The organism is Candidatus Pedobacter colombiensis, assembly GCA_029202485.1.
Taxonomy (GTDB): Bacteria; Bacteroidota; Bacteroidia; order Sphingobacteriales; family Sphingobacteriaceae; genus Pedobacter; species Pedobacter colombiensis.
Map to the genome: position 1 here is coordinate 5,169,132 of CP119313.1, position 17,443 is coordinate 5,186,574.

Genomic DNA, 17,443 nt, shown 5'->3' on the forward strand with positions numbered 1-17,443 from the left:
ATAGATTTTATTGCTAAACGTTAAAGTCAAATGTTTATTTCGTGTTAAAATTACAATAAAAAGGGGCATTTAAAATTAATTGTGGCCGTCTTTTGTTAATTTTGGCTAATGATGATTAGCCCAGAACAAGTTCTAGCCGCTTTGAGAAATGTTGAGGATCCGGATCTTAAGAAAGATTTGGTTACGCTGAATATGATCAAAGACTTAAAAATAGTTGATAAACAGGTAAGTTTTACCTTGGAATTAACGACCCCTGCTTGTCCGATGAAGGATATGCTAAAGAATGCATGTTTAAATGCAATTAAGCACTTTGTGAGTCAGGACGCCGAAGTAGAAATCAATATTACTTCCAGAGTAACCAAACCAATGGATACCACCCAGCTTAAAGCGATCAGGAATATTATCCTGGTATCTTCAGGTAAGGGCGGAGTGGGTAAATCGACTGTTGCCAGTAACCTGGCCATCACACTTGCTACTGACGGCGCAAAAGTGGGGCTTATAGATGCAGATATTTATGGGCCATCTGTGCCGATAATGTTTGATCTTGTGGGCGAAAAACCATCAGCAAGGGAAACTGAAGAGGGGAAAACATTAATTATGCCGGTAGAGAAGTATGGTATAAAGCTCCTTTCTCTGGGCTTTTTTGCAGATCCTGATCAGCCGGTGCCATGGCGTGGACCTATGGCTTCCAATGCAGTAAAGCAACTTTTTAACGATGTAGATTGGGGTGAGTTAGATTACCTTATTGTAGACCTTCCGCCAGGAACTGGAGATATTCACATTACCATTACTCAAAGTTTCCCGATAGCGGGAGCTGTGATTGTTACTACACCTCAGCAAGTGGCGTTGGCAGACACACGAAAAGGACTGGCAATGTTTAAAATGCCGGGCATCAATATTCCTGTGCTTGGAGTGGTAGAAAATATGGCGTATTTTACACCTGAAGAGCTGCCGGATAATAAGTATTATATTTTTGGAAAAGACGGGGGTAAGGAGCTCGCAAAATCATTTTCGGTGCCATTCCTTGGAGAGATTCCTATCGTACAAAGTATTACTGCAGGTGGTGATAACGGAAAGCCGGTAGCTTTAGATAAGGACAATAACATAGCGGTGTCCTTTGCCGAAATTGCAGGGAGGGTAGCACAGCAAATTGCTATAAATAATGCACAAACGGTAGGAGTCGCTGCGTTGGCTGCTGACAAATGATATTAAATGAGAAAAAAATTACTATTTTTATATTTTAATATACCAAAATGAATTTAACAGAACAAGTAGAGCAGGCACTAGAAACTATCCGACCATATTTAATTGCTGATGGTGGAAATGTAGCTATAGAAGAGATTACAGTGAATAATGTGGTTAGATTGAAATTATTGGGTAACTGCGGATCCTGCAAAATGAGCTTTATGACAATGAAGGCGGGTGTTGAACAAGCAATTATGAAAGCTGTTCCTCAAATTACTGCTGTTGAAGCAATAAACCTGACAGAGCCGGTTTAAACGATTTAACACAATTTAACTAGCCGTTTTATTTATAACAGCTAATTTTGTCATATGAAGTACTTGCTAACCATCATGTTGTCTCTTTTCGTGTCCTCAGTATTTGCCCAGCAAAATACAAAGGAGAAACAATTGATTCAATTCGCCGGAATTATTACCGATGTGGATAGCAATACAGTTGTTCCTTATGTAACGGTTACCAATTTAACCAATAAGGAACAGCGCTATGCTGCCAATTATAAAGGATATTTCTCCTTTATTGCACACCCCGGAGACACAATATTGTACACTGCAATTGGTTATAGAGACTTATTGCTGGCTATTCCTGCGCAAATTAATGACAGTAAGTATACTGCTATGATTAAAATGAAAGCAGAGATTGTAAACCTGCCAACAGTACGTGTTTATCCCTGGGCAACTGTGGAGGACTTTACCAGAGACTTCATGTCTATGAAGATTGCAGATGATGATTATGTCATTGCGGCCCGAAATCTTTCGTCTGAGAGCCTTGGAGGATTAATTATGACACTGCCAAGGGATGGAGGGGAAATTCAAAGTATCAACAATAGGTTAAACCATGATCGTGCTTTAAACAAGAACATGGTTCAAACCAATCCGTTATTAAACCCATTTGCATGGGGTAAGTTGATGCAATCTATCTTTAAAGGAGATAAGGTTAGGAGCGAAAGCAACTAGCGCTTTCTGCTTTGATTCGGGAAACGCATCTTGTAATCAGCTTTTATATTTCCTTTAGAAATCGCATCTAGCTTGCTTTTCAGCATTCTCTTACGCAATAAACTTAAAGTGTCTGTAAATAGCTTCCCTTCGATGTGATCATATTCGTGTTGAATTACACGAGCAGGCATGCCAGTAACTTCTTCCTCATGCAATACCCAATTCTCATCGTAATATTTGATACGGATGTTAGGCTTGCGCATTACATCTTCCCTAATGTCGGGGATACTTAAACAACCTTCATTAAAAGCCCATGGTTCGCCTGTTTCTTCGATGATTTCGGCATTGATGAAGACTTTTTTAAACATGTTTTTATCAGACTCATCAGCCCCGGTATCTACGATGAACAAGCGTATCGGCAAACCCACTTGTGGAGCGGCCAGCCCAACGCCGTGAGCGTGGTACATGGTTTCGAACATGTTGCTGATTAATTGTTTCAAATCGGGATAATTCTCATCAATAGGTGTACACACTTTTTTAAGAACCGGATCTCCGTAAGCTATAATGGGAAATTTCATGGTACAAAAGTACGAATATTACCCTAAAGGATAAAAGGTTAGGGATGTAAGATTACTTTCATCTAATATTTCATTGGCAATATTGGCCATATCTGATGTGCTAACCCCCTGAATTTTCTTAAATACGGTCTCAAGGTCATCAATCTTGTCATAATCGATCAGGCTTTTTGCCATAGCGATGATCAGGCCGATTCTGTTTTCTTCACCCAGCGCTATTTGCCCGATAAACTTATTTTTTGCTTTTTGGAGCTGAACTTCAGTTAATGGGGTATCCTTGATTTTTTTAAATTCTTTATGAATTAATGACCATGCCTTATTTACTTTTTCCTTATCTGTGCCAAAATATAAGGTAAAAATACCGGTGTCGCTAAGTGGACTGTATCCGGTTTCTATGGTATAAGCGATACCGTATTTTTCGCGGATCTGTAAGTTCAGGATAGAGCTCATTCCGGTGCCTCCGAGCAAGTTGTTCAATAGCAGCAGGCCGGTTTTATAAGGATGGTGTAAGGAGTAAGCTTGTGTACCCATCATGGCGTGTGCCTGTTGAATGGGTTTTTGAAAAGTTTGGGTAACTGCAATGTTCTTTACTGGAGCAATTCTGGATAAACTGTGCAGATTGGCCGGGATGTCTGCATAATGCTTCGATCCAACTTTTATCAGCTTGTTTAACGTGTAGTTCCCCAATACTGCAATCACTATTTTATCCGTGTGATAATTGTCCTTAATGAATTGCAGGATGTCTTTTTTATCCAGGTTACTTACACTTTCCGTAGTTCCCAATATGTTTCTGCCCAATGGATGACCTTCAAAAACAAGGTCTTCAAAGTCATCGTAGATGGCCTCTTCCGGCTGATCCAGGTAGGATGCGATCTCATCCAGTACCACACTTTTTTCCTTTTCTATTTCATCTTCCGGGAAGGTAGAATGAAAAACAATATCGTTAAACAGCTCCAAAGTCCTGTCCAGATATGGATTAAGGAAGGAAGCATGAATACAAGTATATTCTTTCGTGGTATAAGCATTTAAGTCGGCACCTACACTTTCCAGCCTGTTCAGGATTTGGTTGGTATTTCGCTTTTCTGTGCGCTTAAATATCAGGTGTTCAATAAAATGGGCAAGGCCCGATTTTTCAGCTTTCTCATCTCTCGAACCGCTATTGATGATGATACATGCATGAGATATAGCTGATGCCGAAGGCACATGAAGTAAGCGTATGCCGTTTGGCAAGGTATGAACATTGTATTCCATTAAAGGGCAAAGGTACACAGAATTATATCACGAGACTATAATTTTTCTGTGTCTGGATAGCTTAAGTTTAAAGTATCTGTTACACCTTGTTTGGTTGGCCTAGTTAGGATTAATACAGCGACTGCAATTGCTGGAACGATTAAAAATACAGCATTTGCTGAAATCAAAAATCCGACAATGTTCATGAGGGAAGCCCCTTCTAAAAAAGCGCTACGGATAATAAACGCGGTCTGATAACCTGCAATTTTTTCATCCAGACCGGCACCTTCAGGTAAATTGCCCAACTGTTTATTAAACATAAACCTTCCAAATATAATCGCTGCGAGGCCAAATAATGGAAACAATGGATAGAAACCTGTTTGATCGTCAGCTATGGATGTGTCAAAATAGACCTTGTCTTTGTTTAATAAAAGGGATACCATAGCGAAGGTGATGATCCCAATACAGAATGCGCTGAGCATGATCTGCATGACCTTTAGTTTAGAAGAATTCATTGTTTATTGGCATTAATTTATACGAATATATAGGTTTTTACGGACAATTCATATTAATACATTTTTGTAGGGCTGACTGTCAATTTGACAACATAGGAAGTTTGGAATAACCATTGATAGGTGAGTTATGTACTTAAAAATGAGTTTACATATGAGCATAGAAGAAAAAGGAAGCATATCCATTCATACGGAGAACATTTTCCCAATTATCAAGAAATTCCTGTATTCAGACAACGAGATCTTTTTAAGAGAGCTTGTATCAAATGCCGTTGATGCGGTACAAAAAATCAAACGTTTAGCGGCTCTTGGACAATATAGCGGAGAGCTGGGGGATCCACTTGTAGAGGTGGCAGTAGATGAAGAGAAAAAGACCATTACGATTACAGATAATGGTTTGGGTATGACCGCCGAAGAGATTAAAAAATATATCAATCAGGTTGCTTTCTCTGGTGCCAGCGAGTTCGTTGAGAAATTTAAAGATGCCAAAGATGCTAACGAAATCATCGGTAAATTCGGTTTAGGATTCTATTCTGCATTTATGGTGGCTGATTTGGTAGAAATCCAGACACTTTCGTACCAGGATGGTGCAGAGCCTGCACGCTGGGTATGCGATGGTAGTACGGAATATGAAATTACTGCTGGTAACAGAACTACCAGAGGTACTGAGATTATTTTACATGTCAATACAGAATCGGAAGAGTTCTTAAGCAAACATAAGCTGGAAGAGATTCTTGATAAATATGGTAAATTCCTGCCTGTTCCAATTAAGTTTGGCACGAAGACAGAGCAGGAGCCAGATGGGGAAGATGAAGAAGGAAAGCCTAAAACCAAAAGTGTTGAAGTTGATAACATCATCAATACGACTAATCCAATCTGGACAAAAGCACCTGCAGATTTGTCAGATGAGGATTATCTTGCGTTTTATAAGCAGTTGTATCCTTTCTCAGAAGATCCATTATTCTGGATCCATCTGAATGTTGATTATCCTTTCAACTTAACGGGCGTATTGTACTTCCCTAAAGTGAAGAATGATTTTGATATGCAACGCAATAAAATCAAATTATTCTCACGCCAGGTATTCATCACCGATGAAGTTAAAGACATCGTTCCTGAATTCTTAATGTTGTTACACGGGGTGATAGACTCACCTGATATTCCATTGAATGTTTCGAGAAGCTTTTTACAAGCTGATAGCAATGTTAAAAAGATCAACAGCTACATCACTAAAAAAGTAGCGGATAAATTGCAGGAACTGTACAATAAAGACCGTAAAGGTTATGAAGAAAAGTGGAGTGATATCGGTCTGTTTGTAAAATATGGTATGGTGAGCGAAGAGAAATTCTACGATAAAGCGAAAGACTTTGCTCTGCTAACCAATACGAAAAAAGAACACTATACATTAGAAGAATACCACAATAAGGTAAAAGATCTGCAGACTGATAAGAATGGTCAGGTTGTTTATATCTATGCCAATGACCCGGCAAAACAGGATAGTTTTATCCAATCGGCCAATAAAAAGAATTATGATGTATTATTGATGGATTCTCCGATTGATAATCACTTCATTAGTCAGTTAGAGCAGAAGCTTGACAAAACGTCGTTAAAACGCGTCGATTCAAGTGTAGCGAGCAAGCTGATTGATAAGGATGAGAACGTGGAGTCGGTATTGACAGAAGATCAGTCTAAAAAGGTTAAAGAGATCTTTGAAAAAGCGATCACTAAGGCTGGATATAGTGTAGAGATTGTTGGCTTAAATCCTGAAGAGTTACCTGTTACTGTAACGATGGATGAGTTTATGCGACGCATGAAGGATATGGCTGCAATGGGAGGTGGAATGGGCTTTTATGGCAATATGCCGGATAGCTACAAAGTAGCCATCAATGGTAACCATAAATTGATTGGAAAGATCATTGCTACTGATAATGAAGGTGAGCAAGGTTTATTGGCAAAACAGGCTGTAGACTTGGCTTTACTGGCACAAGGAATGCTAACAGGTGCAGAATTAACTGCTTTTGTTAGTAGAAGCGTGGAATTGATTTAAAATACATCTTCTCAGAGAAGGTAATTTTTTATTCAGTTTATAAAAAGAAACCCCTACTGTTTTTATAGACAGTAGGGGTTTTCTTTATTTTATGAAAGAAATAGCCGGCTTGTACCATACGGTTTTATTTTTATAGCATCGGTAGGTGTTGACCAATATTAAGATCGAATTAGAGAAGTACATGAGTGGAATGCTCATGACCAAAATGAGTTCAGATGAATTCATTCCAAGACCAGAAATATGACGCGGGTTTATCAGAATCACCGTAATAAAAATGATAAATTGCGCTAAACACCAGGATATTTGAAAGTTTAACAATTTTTTTCCTGTAGTATTGAAGTGTTTGATTTTATCTTTTTTAGATATCCATAAAACAAGTGGTATAATGACGCCTAATATTGGAAATGCAATAAAACTTAACGCAGATATATTGAGAAGCATCAACATCGTGGGGTCTTCGTCTTCTGTATAGTCAATCAAATCGTTAGGAGTAACCTGTAGTGCAGAAGCTAATCGTTTTAATGTATCACCTCTTGGCTCCGTTTCTCCACTCTCAATTCTTTGGATGGTTCTCAGATTTAACTGTGCAGCTATTGACAATTCATCCTGACTAAGTCCTTTTCGGGTTCGTAATTCTTTAATTTTTTTCGCCAACTCGGTATTCTTCATCATATAGTTATTTAGTTCAGGGCCAAAGCTAAGTGAAGTTATACTTTTTTCTTTACGACTTGTTTACGGCATTTTTACGACATCTATGTCTTCAAGGGTTTAAAAGGCATTTTTGTCCAGTTTATTGCTGCGTTTAGCGCGGGGAATTGCCTCTTTGCTATAAAAATCTAGCAATTGTTGAAATAAAAGTTTAGCAGAGGATAACCTCTGCTAAAGGATTAAAGTATGCTTTGCAGATTTGCTGGGGAGTAGTTGATCGATTTTAAAGTCTTATTATCATTGGTTCTGTATACCAAAAATAAAGAGTCTTCTTCTTTGTGGTAAGCATCACATTGCTGAGTTGTTCTATAGTGCTGTATAGTCTCATTAGCCTCCTCTACAGATTTACAGGCTTTGCTCATGTTAGAACGGTGTACCTCATCAAAAAGCGCCTTAAATTTATCACCTAATCCAAATTCCAATATTGCACCTGAAAGTACATATTGCAGGTCGCACAATGCATCTGCAACTTCAACAAAGTCGTTGGTTTCAATGGCTTGTTTCAACTCATTAAGCTCTTCGGCAAGTAATGAAACCCTTAGATTTGCTCTTTCTATGGAAGGAATACCCGGAGTTTCTTTTATTGGATGCTTAAATGTTTTATGAAACTCTGCTACCTGGTTTAATGAATTTGCTTCCTTCATGTCTTTAATGAGTTATTTTGTAATTTTAAATTTACACTTATTTATTTCGGTCCAAAATTAGTGTATTAAAATTAAAGTTTTCGGGCTGGAATTTGTATTCTTTCGTATTGCTTGCGCGGGTCAATGGTTGAGGGGGCATTGCCGGGGCCTTGCTGGGGTGTTGTTGGGGCCTTGCGGGGGCAAAGACCCGCGAATACCCGGAGATACGCTTTACCAAAGCATAAAAAATCAATATAGCTGTAGCGTTTTTTTTAAAGACCTCGTTTAAGGGGAAAAACAGTTAATGGCCATTAACCCTAATTTTTATAAAAGAAGATAAAATGAGAGCTTCTCTAAAGAAGGCCTCAAAACCCTTAAAAAATAAATGATTATGAAAAACGTAAATAATTTAAAAACGATATTGAAAGCCTTTATTGCCGTACTTACCGTGTCTGTAGTTTTTATTGCTTGTTCAAAAGATAAGTATGAGCCTCAACAGGTTGCAGGGCTCTCCATCATTAATGCCTTCCCAGCTCCTGATTCTTTAGATTTTTATATAGATCAAACAAGAGCAAATAATAAGGCCTTAAAATTCAATAGTAAAATTGATTATTTAAACTTGTTTCCTGGAAACAGAGCGCTAAGCGTAGCTAAAAGAGGATCAAATAGAGCTTTGATTTCTGAACGATTTAACCTGCTTTCGGGTGTAGGATACTCTATTTTTGTATTGGACACAGTGAATACAAATACTAAAAAATACCTTTTGACTGAAGATGATTTAAGTGCGCCTGCCACAGATAAAGCAAAAGTTCGTTTCATCAATTTAAGCAAAGATGCACCTGCGTTAAGCCTTATCGTTAATGGAAAGGATACCAACTTATTTACAGATAAAGCGTTTTATGAGTATACAACTTTTACTACTGTTGATCCTGGTGAAAGTGTGACATTTAACGTTAAAGCCGGAGATGTGGTTAAAACAATATTGCCAAATGTTAAAATAGAGAAGGGTAAAATCTATACCATTTACGCAAAAGGAATTTCGACGGCAACAGTAGACAGTTTGAAATTAGGAGTTGCAATTTACACACACAAATAATATCTACCTATATTAGAGGCTGTTCGTAAAGAATAGCCTCTGGTAAAGAAAGACATTGTATGACCAGTTGACCTTGTCATCATTAAAAAATATGTATATTCATGGAAAACGTATAAACTAACCCTTAACTGCTTAAGAAAAGAATGCTCAAGTTTGAGGACGCTATAAAAGGGTGCTTAAGGAATGATAATAAGAGTAAAGAAATGGTGTATAAATCATTTTACGGCTATTTAATGGGCGTAACTTTACGTTATGTGGAAGACAGAAATGATGCAGAGGAGTTGGTTAATGACAGTTTTATAAAGATTTTTAAAAGTATAGGTCAGTTTAGTACCCCAAAAGATAGTGATCAGTTGCAAAAAGCCTTTAAAGGCTGGATAGCTAGAATTTCATCCCGAACAGCTATTGATTTTTTACGCAGCAAAAAGACCTTTTTATATGTAGATGATATTACTGAAGAGCAGCAACCGCTTACTGAATTAAATGCGGTATCGCAGCTAAATGTGCAGGATATCATGAAACTATTAAATAAGTTACCCGAAACACATAAATTGATTTTTAATATGTATGAAATTGAAGGCTTTTCGCATGAAGAGATTTCAAAAATGCTAAACATCCCTGACAGCTCTTGCAGGGTTTATTTAACAAGAGCAAAAAACAAGTTGAGAGTGCTGTATAAAAACTCCCTGATGAATTCATATGAACCGACAACAATTCAAAATATCCGCAAAATATGAAACGGGCAGATGACGAGCTGTTTGCTCACATAAAGGAAAGTTTGACGGAGTACGAGGAGGTTTATGCTCCCGGTGCGTGGGAGCGTTTTGAACAAAAAGAAAGAAGAAGAGGTGGATGGTTATGGCTAGCCAGCTTAAGTAGCGCTGCAGCCATACTTTTAATCGGGTTCGCGATATTTTATGGCAGTAATAAAAAATTGGAAAACAAAGCAGAACAACATGCAAAAGTTAGAACCAATAAACAAAATACAGATACATTGCCAAAAACCGCTACAAAAGAGATCGCTCAACGAAATATAAGAGAAAATTTGAATACTAAGGTTGCAGAGAATGCTGGTGTAGTTAGACAAAGAAAGAATAATCTTGTGGCAAATAGTCCTTTAATTGTCACCTTGAAACCTGATCAGGCCATTAAGCAGGCTGTAATTCCAAATGAACAACCTGCCGTTTCTCAAATGCAAATTAATGGAACAAGAATGGCTGCTGTAGGGAAAAAAGATGGGGTTCCTTTAGCTGTGGATTCAGGTCATATTGCGAAAGCTCTGGTTAAAGAAAATACCCCGGTTAAAGAAGAGCAACCACGCAGTTTCCAGGACTTTCTGGATTCGGAGGTTAAAACAAATGGCAATGTATTGGCTGCAACAAAATCGACAGCTAAAAAGGCCGATAAGTGGGAAATGGGATTAGTCGTTGCTCCCTCTATTGGGAACAGTAAAAAGCTAAATATGGGATATGGCGTAAGCTTCGGTTATGCTTTATCCGACAAAGTTTCCATTAGCTCAGGAATATCTTATAATGAAATGGATGCCTCAAAAAGTATGATTGGTGGGGGGGGAGATACTTATGCCTCGCCATCTACTACGGCTATGATTAGCAATACCCAAAGTCTGCAATCTGTTGATGCCAACGTTGTGGGAATAGATATCCCTCTTGGAATTAAGTATAACCTTACGAAAAAGTTCTATACCAACATAGGTGTATCCGCTTTTGCTGTTTTAAGCCAAAAACAAAGCAACAACTATCTTAAAGGATCTCTGGAATATTCAGTTTCGGATCCGGCAAATGTCTCGGGCTTTAAAACGATTTTTACAACGAAAGCTGTTTCAGAACCTGTTCCTGCCGAAGAGATCAGAAACGATAAGTATTTAGGATTTTACAACATCTCTTTTGGGTATAAGCAGAAAATATCCGGAAGTAAGTCGTTCGCAATAGAACCGTTTATGAAACTTCCCATGAAAGAATTTACAAAAGAAAACCTGAACCTTATTGGCACAGGTCTTCGGTTGAAATTCGATTTCTAGACCTATTATTCTTCTTTAAGTTCTTTTAAGATATTTTCAATCTCTTTAGCATATTTCTGATAACAGGTTTTTAACCAATATACTGCTGAGAAATGAAGCAGAGCGTATATGGCAGCAACGCTAAGGCCAAAGTAAAGGTAAAAAGAGGTATTCGTAATACCAGACTGCAACAGTCGAATAACATGATTGTATTTTATGCTAATGAGCAGTAAGCTTAGTATCATCAAAACAAATGGGAACAGCATGTAGCTAAACATTTTATAAAGTTCCATATTTAACTTGATGTCATAATTTATTTCATATAAAGCATCTTTGGTAGTCAACGAGGTAGCACCTACACGTTTGTAAAAGGCATAAAAACGAGAAAAGAAATAAACGGAAGTCATCACAAACAGCATGTATATCGCATTAAAAGGTAAAAGAAGTGCCGGTTTAAGACTATAGATTTGGGGTACAAATGCAATTAATATAACTGATAACACTTGTACAACAAATTCGTGTCTCATGTTCCTTCTGATCTTATCAAGAGGTAATTCGGCCTTCTTTAACTCATCAATTTTATTGGGCACTTCTATGTTGCCGTTGGAATCTTTGTTCCAGGCAGATTTTATATCATCAAAATTCATATCCTTGTTTTTTTATAAGTTCTTTTAATTTGTGTTTTGCTCTGCTCAGTTTAACCCTTGCATTTCCTTCACTAATTCCCAGATTCTCTCCTATTTCTTTGTGCGAGTAATCTTCAAGAAAATAGAACATCAAAGCCTTCTCTATTTTATCCAACTGTTGTAATGCTTTGTAAAAATGTGCCAGCTGTATTTCTTTGGTTTCTGCATCATCCGTTGGGATCTCTATTTCCTGTGCAATTGTGGCATAAGCATATTCTTTTCGTTTTTGCTTTTTGAAATACACAATTGCTGTATTAAGTGCCACACGATACATCCAGGAGGAAAACTTGCTTTGATAGTTAAAAGAGTCGTACGATTTCCATAGTTGGCAGATGATTTCCTGAAATAGATCTTTCTGGCCGTCATCATCATCCATATACATCCTGGAGATCTTATGTATGATTCCTTTGTGGGTTTCCACATGTTCAAGAAATTCTTTTTCTCTTGTTTTCAAACCTTATTTAAGTATAGGTTTAACCTTCTAAATAATTTTTTCATAATGTATAGTTTTTTTGATTTCATAGAGTAAGTATTCGGAAGATAAGATTCGTTACAGATTTTTTAAAAAATTAGGATTAACAATAAAATGTCAAAAGCTTTTCTGAAAGGACCTGTTAAATACGGAATCTCGTAGATTTACAAAAAAGCACTCTGCAGATAGATGATGAAGAAGATTTTTAATAAAAAGAACATTATAAATGGGTTGTTCCTTGGCTTTCTTTTGGCACTTATTTTTGTACCATCTGCAAAAGCCTTAATGATCCGCGGCTTGATGGAGATTGGTTTATTCAGGCCATCGGTTGAAAGGTCCACCGAAAATGTGGCTCCGGAAGCTGTAGCCGACCTTTCTGGTATTCGCTTTAAAGATGTTTCAGGTCGGATTGTTGATTTAGGAAGTTTAAAAGGAAAGGTTATTTTTCTGAATTTCTGGGCTACCTGGTGTCCACCATGTCAGGCCGAAATGCCATCTGTAAATAAGCTGTACGAACAGTTTAAGGACGATAAAGAGGTTGTTTTTATTTTGGTGGATGCTGACAGTGATTTTACAAAATCGCAGCAATTTATGGATAAGAAGGGTTATAAACTCCCCGTTTATAATGTCGCAAGCAATATCCCTGAGCAAATTTTTAAAGGGTCACTGCCTACTACAGTAGTGTTTGATAAACAGGGACGTATTTCTTACAATGAGGCAGGGGCTGCAAATTATGCAAGTCAAAAATTTATAGACTTTATAAAAAAGCTAAAGGAAAGTAACATTTAACCGATTATTTACGTCTTAAAGTTAAAAAAGGTTAAAACATTACAAGGCGTTAAAAATTCTGTAAATTTATATAGCGTTGAACGAAGAACTGGTTAACCTGTGACAAATTCATACCGGTTCTTATTAAAATATATACAGATGAAAAGGAATTTGATTTTTGTATGGAGTTGTCTCGCAGGCATTGCCTATGCAACAGCCGGCTATGCGCAAAAAGTTGATCCAATAAAGGATCAGAATCCAAGGTATCAGGAAAGCAGGGCTAAGTATCTTAAACTGACCGATTCTTTGAATCGCGACCAGGGATCGACAGTTCAAGATACCTATAAAGCTTACGATTGGTATGAGGCACGTGAAGAGCGCAGGAAACTACGAAGGGAACGTAATTTTCAACTAAACCTTAATGGAGGGTATTATTATGGTAGCCCATATTTTTATCCTTCAATAAGCTATGGCAATTATGGCTTTGGGGGCCGTTTTGGTTATGGGGGTTATATAGGTTATGGTTTTGGTAACAGCAGACCGTGGTACGGATGGTAAACAGCATATTTAAAAACTTTATATTCAAAAAAATGCAGGTAAAAAAGATAATGACTATTGCGGCTATTGCCGTTTCGGGGATGATAATTACTTCATGCTCGCGACAAGTAACACGTGTAAGCACCGATCAGACTATTGATGTAAGCGGTAACTGGAATAATACCGATTCCAGACTTGTTGCCGAAGAAATGACCCAGACTATTTTGGGCGGAAAGTGGTTATCAACTCACCTGGAACAGAAACAAGGCAAAAGACCGGTTGTTGTTGTTGGCGTAGTGAAAAACAAAAGCCATGAGCATATTGATGCCGAAACTTTTGTTAAAGATGTAGAGCAGGCTTTTATTAAAAGCGAGCGTGTGCGTTTGGTTCAAGGGGGTAAAAAAAGAGAAGAATTGCGTGGAGAGAAAGCAGATCAGCAGGACAATGCAACGATATCTACCATGAAAAAATTCGGCCTGGAAAGTGGAGCGGATTATATCCTTCAGGGATCCATCAACTCTATTGTGGATTCCCATAAACGCAAAAAGGTAGTATATTATCAGGTTAATTTAGAGCTTACCGATATCCAGACCAATGAAGTTGTTTGGATTGGAGATAAGAAAATAGCTAAATACGTTAAAAATTAGCCGGCATTATCCCGGCTAAATATAATATGACACATATCCGCAGGAATATCTTTAAAGCATCATTCTTTTTGGGATTGATGCTTTTTCTTTTTGGCTGTTCCAGCTACAATGACATGATTGCGTCTTATTATAAACAGATCTCTGCAGGTAATTATGCTGAAGCAGCGAAGGAACTTGATAAGAATAAGCTGTTGAAAAAGCCGAGAAATAAGCTGCTTTTTTTAATGGAAAGGGGTAAAGCCAGCCATCTTGAAGGTGATTATGAAAGTAGCAACAGATATTTTAATGAAGCCGATCAGCTATTGGAGAAAGGAATGGGAGGGGTTATGGATGCTATGGTGGGTACATTGGTAAACCCAATGACACAGCGTTATAAGGGGGAGGATTTTGAGAAGTTCATGATCCATTATTATAAAGCCTTAAACTATGTGTACCTGAACAAAACCGAAGATGCCATTGTCGAAGCCAGACGGATTACGCTGCAATCACAGGAGCAGGGGGATAAGTTTAATGATAAAGATAGCCGTTATTCAAAGGATGCATTCTCTCTTATGCTTCAGGGGTTGATTTATGAATATGATGGTGATATAAACAATGCTTTTATCGCCAATAGAAATGCTGCTGAGGTTTATCTGAAAAGCGAGAATCAAACCTATTATGGCACAAAAATGTCAGATGAGTTAAAGCAAAGTGTATTGAGAATGGCTGATTTGAATGGTTTTACTGCCGAATTGGAGCGCTTTGAAGGCCTCTTTGGTATAAAATATCAACGAGGGCCTGCACCTGATGGTGGTGAGCTGATTTTCTTTTGGGAAAATGGTTTGGTGCCGGTAAAACAGCAGGAAGAGCTCTTTTTCTCTTTGGTTAAAGGAAACGATGGAGATTTATTTTTCACCAACCTTGGGGGAACGGTCATTATCCCGTTTGATCATAGTGCTAGTGACGGTAATTTTAGCTTGAGCGGTGTCGAAAGCTTGCGGGCCACTTATCCAAAATATGTTGCTCAAGCGCCTTATTACAGCTCGGCAACTTTAAGCAATGGGGCACAATCCCTCTCATTTGAAAAAGCGGAAGACATTAATGAGCTTGCTTTTAAAACCCTTGACCAGCGTTTTGTGAAAGAGATGAGCAAAGTGTTGACGCGGTTGGCCGTTAAAAAGAGTGCAGAATATGTGCTTAAGGAAAGTTCAAAGGGAACTGGGAAAAATGGCAAGGATGATGCTTTGTTGAAGGGCCTTGGAATAGGGATGCAGTTATATAGTTTGTTTTCCGAAAAAGCAGATACACGAAATTGGCAATCATTACCTGCCAATATTAACTATACACGTATACCTTTGCAAAAAGGAAACAATATCATTACCCTGAACCTAAAAAGCGCTTCGGGGAGTGAAGAATCGAGAACAATAGAAATTACAGGAACAGGGAAGCTGCAGTTTTATAACTACTCAACTTTACGCTGACCTTTTTTATATAATTAACAATAGAACACAACAATATGCAAGAACCATTTGACATTACAATAGGGACAACAGATTATGCGGTATTTCCGGAAGGCAACGATACTTACGTTATTTTTAAAGATGGGAAGGAATACGTGCAGATCCAAAAGGATACAGAAGAGCAATGGTTAAAGCTGGATGAAGAAACCGCTTTACCTTTGTTTGAAGCCGACGAGGAGATTAATGCTATTGGCAGAGCGATTGTCGCTTATGTCCCGGAAGAGGAGGAAGAAGAGGATGCTGATGAGGGAGACTTTTTAGATTAACCGGACCAGCTATCCCGGTCAAGACTACGGTAATGTATTGCCTCTGCCAAATGCTCTAATTTAATGTCTTTGCTTTCGGCAAGGTCGGCAATGGTTCTTGATACCTTTAAAATGCGATCATAAGCACGGGCTGAAAGGCCCAGTTTTTCCATAGCGGCTTTAATTAAGCTTTGCCCTGCATCATTTATTTTGCAGATGTTTCGCACCATATTGGGACTCATTTGTGCATTGTAATAAAGGTTTTTAGTGGTGTTAAAACGTATGTCTTGAACAGTACGGGCCTTGATTACTCTTTCTCTAATTGTAGCACTCTTTTCTGTTTCGAAAGCCGAGGTCAGTTCCTTAAAATTTACTGGTGTTACTTCTACATGTAAATCAATACGGTCTAACAGAGGGCCAGAGATTTTGCTGAGGTATTTCTGAACAAGGCCCGAACCGCAGGTACATTCTTTTTCCGGATGGTTATAAAAACCGCATGGACAGGGGTTCATTGAGGCAATGAGCATAAAACTGGCAGGATATTCTACACTTAAGCGTGCTCTGGAAATGGTTACAGCGCGGTCTTCAAGGGGCTGACGCATCACTTCCAGCACACTGCGTTTAAACTCCGGTAATTCATCTAAAAATAGTACCCCATTGTGGGCCAGTGAGATTTCTCCGGGCTGCGGATTTGCCCCTCCGCCAACCAAAGCCATGTCTGAAATCGTATGATGCGGACTTCGATAAGGGCGTTCTGTCATTAGCGACTCTGCTGCACTTAGCTTTCCGGCGACTGAATGTATTTTGGTAGTCTCCAGTGCCTCCTGAAGATTTAAGGGTGGTAGAATTGTAGGTAGGCGTTTGGCAAGCATAGTTTTTCCGGCACCCGGAGGTCCAATCAGAATCAGATTGTGCCCGCCGGCAGCGGCGATTTCCAATGCTCTTTTTATATTTTCCTGACCCTTTACATCCGAAAAGTCCTGCTCATAATTGCTTACATTATTGTAAAATTCATTATTGGTATTGACCAGCACAGGCTCAGGATGTGCGGTGCCATTAAAAAAAGCAGCGACTTCTGTTAAGTTGCGCATACCATATATCTGGAGTTCGCTTACAATTGCAGCTTCGCGTGAATTGTCACATGGGAGTATAAAACCTTTGAAGCCTGCGTTACGAGCTTGTATGGAGATGGGTAGCGCGCCTTTTATAGGGTGTAAGCTGCCGTCTAAGGATAGTTCACCCATAATAAAGTATTTTTCTATCTCTGTGCTTTCTATTTGCCCTGAAGCTGCTAAAATGCCAATCGCAATTGGAAGGTCATAAGCTGAACCCTCTTTGCGGATGTCCGCTGGGGCCAGGTTGATTACAATTTTTTGCCGGGGCATTTTAAGTCCGGCAGATTGTATGGCACTTTCAATCCTTCTCAGACTTTCCTTAATGGCGTTGTCGGGCAAACCAACAATATGGTATCTATTTCCCCCGCCTATACTTACTTCAATGGTAATGGTCAGGGCATTCACGCCAAAAACAGCGCTGCCATAGGTTTTTATCAGCATAAATCAATATATAGGTATCACAAGTGTGAATCTATACTGATTTGAGGTTTAGTT

At 38.5% G+C, this 17,443-nt stretch carries 20 protein-coding genes; 12 read left to right on the forward strand and 8 right to left on the reverse strand.

Annotated features, from left to right (window positions below):
- Nucleotides 1–111 precede the first annotated feature (111 nt).
- The 3 genes from P0Y49_21545 to P0Y49_21555 are packed head-to-tail and all read left to right on the forward strand — an operon-like array spanning nt 112 to nt 2,195.
- Complete coding sequence (locus P0Y49_21545; GenBank protein WEK21821.1) at nt 112–1,206, forward strand: Mrp/NBP35 family ATP-binding protein; 1,095 nt, start codon at nt 112–114, stop codon at nt 1,204–1,206.
- Nucleotides 1,207–1,253: 47 nt separating this feature from the next.
- Nucleotides 1,254–1,499, forward strand: a complete 246-nt coding sequence (locus P0Y49_21550; GenBank protein WEK19364.1) for a NifU family protein — start codon at nt 1,254–1,256, stop codon at nt 1,497–1,499.
- Between the two features lie 54 nt (nt 1,500–1,553).
- Nucleotides 1,554–2,195 (forward strand): hypothetical protein, encoded by a 642-nt coding sequence (locus tag P0Y49_21555; protein ID WEK19365.1) that lies wholly within the window; start codon nt 1,554–1,556, stop codon nt 2,193–2,195.
- Here the strand turns inward: P0Y49_21555 and def are convergent.
- From def to P0Y49_21570, 3 genes are read right to left on the reverse strand one after another with little or no spacing between them, the layout of a single operon-like run.
- On the reverse strand, nt 2,192–2,752 hold the full coding sequence (def, locus tag P0Y49_21560; GenBank protein ID WEK19366.1) for a peptide deformylase: 561 nt from the start codon (nt 2,750–2,752) through the stop codon (nt 2,192–2,194). The two genes, P0Y49_21555 and def, sit on opposite strands and share 4 nt — an antisense overlap.
- A gap of 18 nt (nt 2,753–2,770) precedes the next feature.
- On the reverse strand, nt 2,771–4,000 hold the full coding sequence (locus tag P0Y49_21565) for a pitrilysin family protein (GenBank protein ID WEK19367.1): 1,230 nt from the start codon (nt 3,998–4,000) through the stop codon (nt 2,771–2,773).
- Between the two features lie 35 nt (nt 4,001–4,035).
- Entirely contained in the window at nt 4,036–4,494 is a 459-nt protein-coding gene (locus P0Y49_21570; protein WEK19368.1) for a hypothetical protein, read from the reverse strand.
- Nucleotides 4,495–4,651: 157 nt separating this feature from the next.
- Here P0Y49_21570 and htpG point away from each other — a divergent pair, with 157 nt between their 5' ends.
- Complete coding sequence (gene htpG, locus P0Y49_21575; protein WEK21822.1) at nt 4,652–6,535, forward strand: molecular chaperone HtpG; 1,884 nt, start codon at nt 4,652–4,654, stop codon at nt 6,533–6,535.
- An 84-nt stretch (nt 6,536–6,619) separates the two neighbouring features.
- Here htpG and P0Y49_21580 read toward each other — a convergent pair whose 3' ends face one another.
- Entirely contained in the window at nt 6,620–7,207 is a 588-nt protein-coding gene (locus tag P0Y49_21580) for a helix-turn-helix domain-containing protein (protein ID WEK19369.1), read from the reverse strand.
- Between the two features lie 215 nt (nt 7,208–7,422).
- Nucleotides 7,423–7,887, reverse strand: coding sequence for a nucleoside triphosphate pyrophosphohydrolase family protein (locus tag P0Y49_21585; GenBank protein ID WEK19370.1), 465 nt, complete (start codon nt 7,885–7,887; stop codon nt 7,423–7,425).
- Nucleotides 7,888–8,257: 370 nt separating this feature from the next.
- Between P0Y49_21585 and P0Y49_21590 the strand changes: the two genes are divergently transcribed.
- From P0Y49_21590 to P0Y49_21600, 3 genes are all read left to right on the forward strand, one after another.
- Complete coding sequence (locus tag P0Y49_21590) at nt 8,258–8,962, forward strand: DUF4397 domain-containing protein (protein WEK19371.1); 705 nt, start codon at nt 8,258–8,260, stop codon at nt 8,960–8,962.
- A 143-nt stretch (nt 8,963–9,105) separates the two neighbouring features.
- On the forward strand, nt 9,106–9,699 hold the full coding sequence (locus P0Y49_21595) for an RNA polymerase sigma factor (protein ID WEK19372.1): 594 nt from the start codon (nt 9,106–9,108) through the stop codon (nt 9,697–9,699).
- Entirely contained in the window at nt 9,696–11,000 is a 1,305-nt protein-coding gene (locus P0Y49_21600) for a hypothetical protein (GenBank protein ID WEK19373.1), read from the forward strand. Before P0Y49_21595 ends, P0Y49_21600 begins: the two co-directional genes overlap by 4 nt.
- A 5-nt stretch (nt 11,001–11,005) precedes the next feature.
- Here the strand turns inward: P0Y49_21600 and P0Y49_21605 are convergent, their stop codons facing one another.
- Complete coding sequence (locus tag P0Y49_21605) at nt 11,006–11,626, reverse strand: hypothetical protein (GenBank protein ID WEK19374.1); 621 nt, start codon at nt 11,624–11,626, stop codon at nt 11,006–11,008.
- Nucleotides 11,616–12,119, reverse strand: coding sequence for an RNA polymerase sigma factor (locus P0Y49_21610; GenBank protein ID WEK19375.1), 504 nt, complete (start codon nt 12,117–12,119; stop codon nt 11,616–11,618). The genes P0Y49_21605 and P0Y49_21610 overlap by 11 nt, the downstream gene beginning before the upstream one ends.
- Nucleotides 12,120–12,326: 207 nt before the next feature.
- On the opposite strand from P0Y49_21610, the gene P0Y49_21615 reads away from it, so the two are divergent.
- The 5 genes from P0Y49_21615 to P0Y49_21635 all read left to right on the forward strand — a co-directional run bounded on the left by P0Y49_21615 (nt 12,327) and on the right by P0Y49_21635 (nt 15,854).
- Nucleotides 12,327–12,926: a TlpA disulfide reductase family protein gene (locus P0Y49_21615; protein ID WEK19376.1), complete on the forward strand. Its 600-nt coding sequence runs from the start codon at nt 12,327–12,329 to the stop codon at nt 12,924–12,926.
- 138 nt (nt 12,927–13,064) lie between these two features.
- The gene (locus P0Y49_21620; GenBank protein WEK19377.1) at nt 13,065–13,463 is read left to right on the forward strand and encodes a hypothetical protein; all 399 of its coding nucleotides are present in this window, start codon (nt 13,065–13,067) and stop codon (nt 13,461–13,463) included.
- 32 nt (nt 13,464–13,495) lie between these two features.
- Complete coding sequence (locus tag P0Y49_21625) at nt 13,496–14,089, forward strand: penicillin-binding protein activator LpoB (GenBank protein ID WEK19378.1); 594 nt, start codon at nt 13,496–13,498, stop codon at nt 14,087–14,089.
- A 26-nt stretch (nt 14,090–14,115) separates the two neighbouring features.
- A complete protein-coding gene (locus P0Y49_21630; GenBank protein WEK19379.1) occupies nt 14,116–15,549 on the forward strand; it encodes a hypothetical protein in 1,434 nt (477 codons plus the stop codon).
- A gap of 35 nt (nt 15,550–15,584) precedes the next feature.
- On the forward strand, nt 15,585–15,854 hold the full coding sequence (locus P0Y49_21635) for a hypothetical protein (protein WEK19380.1): 270 nt from the start codon (nt 15,585–15,587) through the stop codon (nt 15,852–15,854).
- On the opposite strand, the gene P0Y49_21640 is transcribed toward P0Y49_21635, so the two are convergent.
- Nucleotides 15,851–17,389: a YifB family Mg chelatase-like AAA ATPase gene (locus P0Y49_21640; GenBank protein WEK19381.1), complete on the reverse strand. Its 1,539-nt coding sequence runs from the start codon at nt 17,387–17,389 to the stop codon at nt 15,851–15,853. The genes P0Y49_21635 and P0Y49_21640 overlap by 4 nt on opposite strands.
- Nucleotides 17,390–17,443 lie beyond the last annotated feature (54 nt).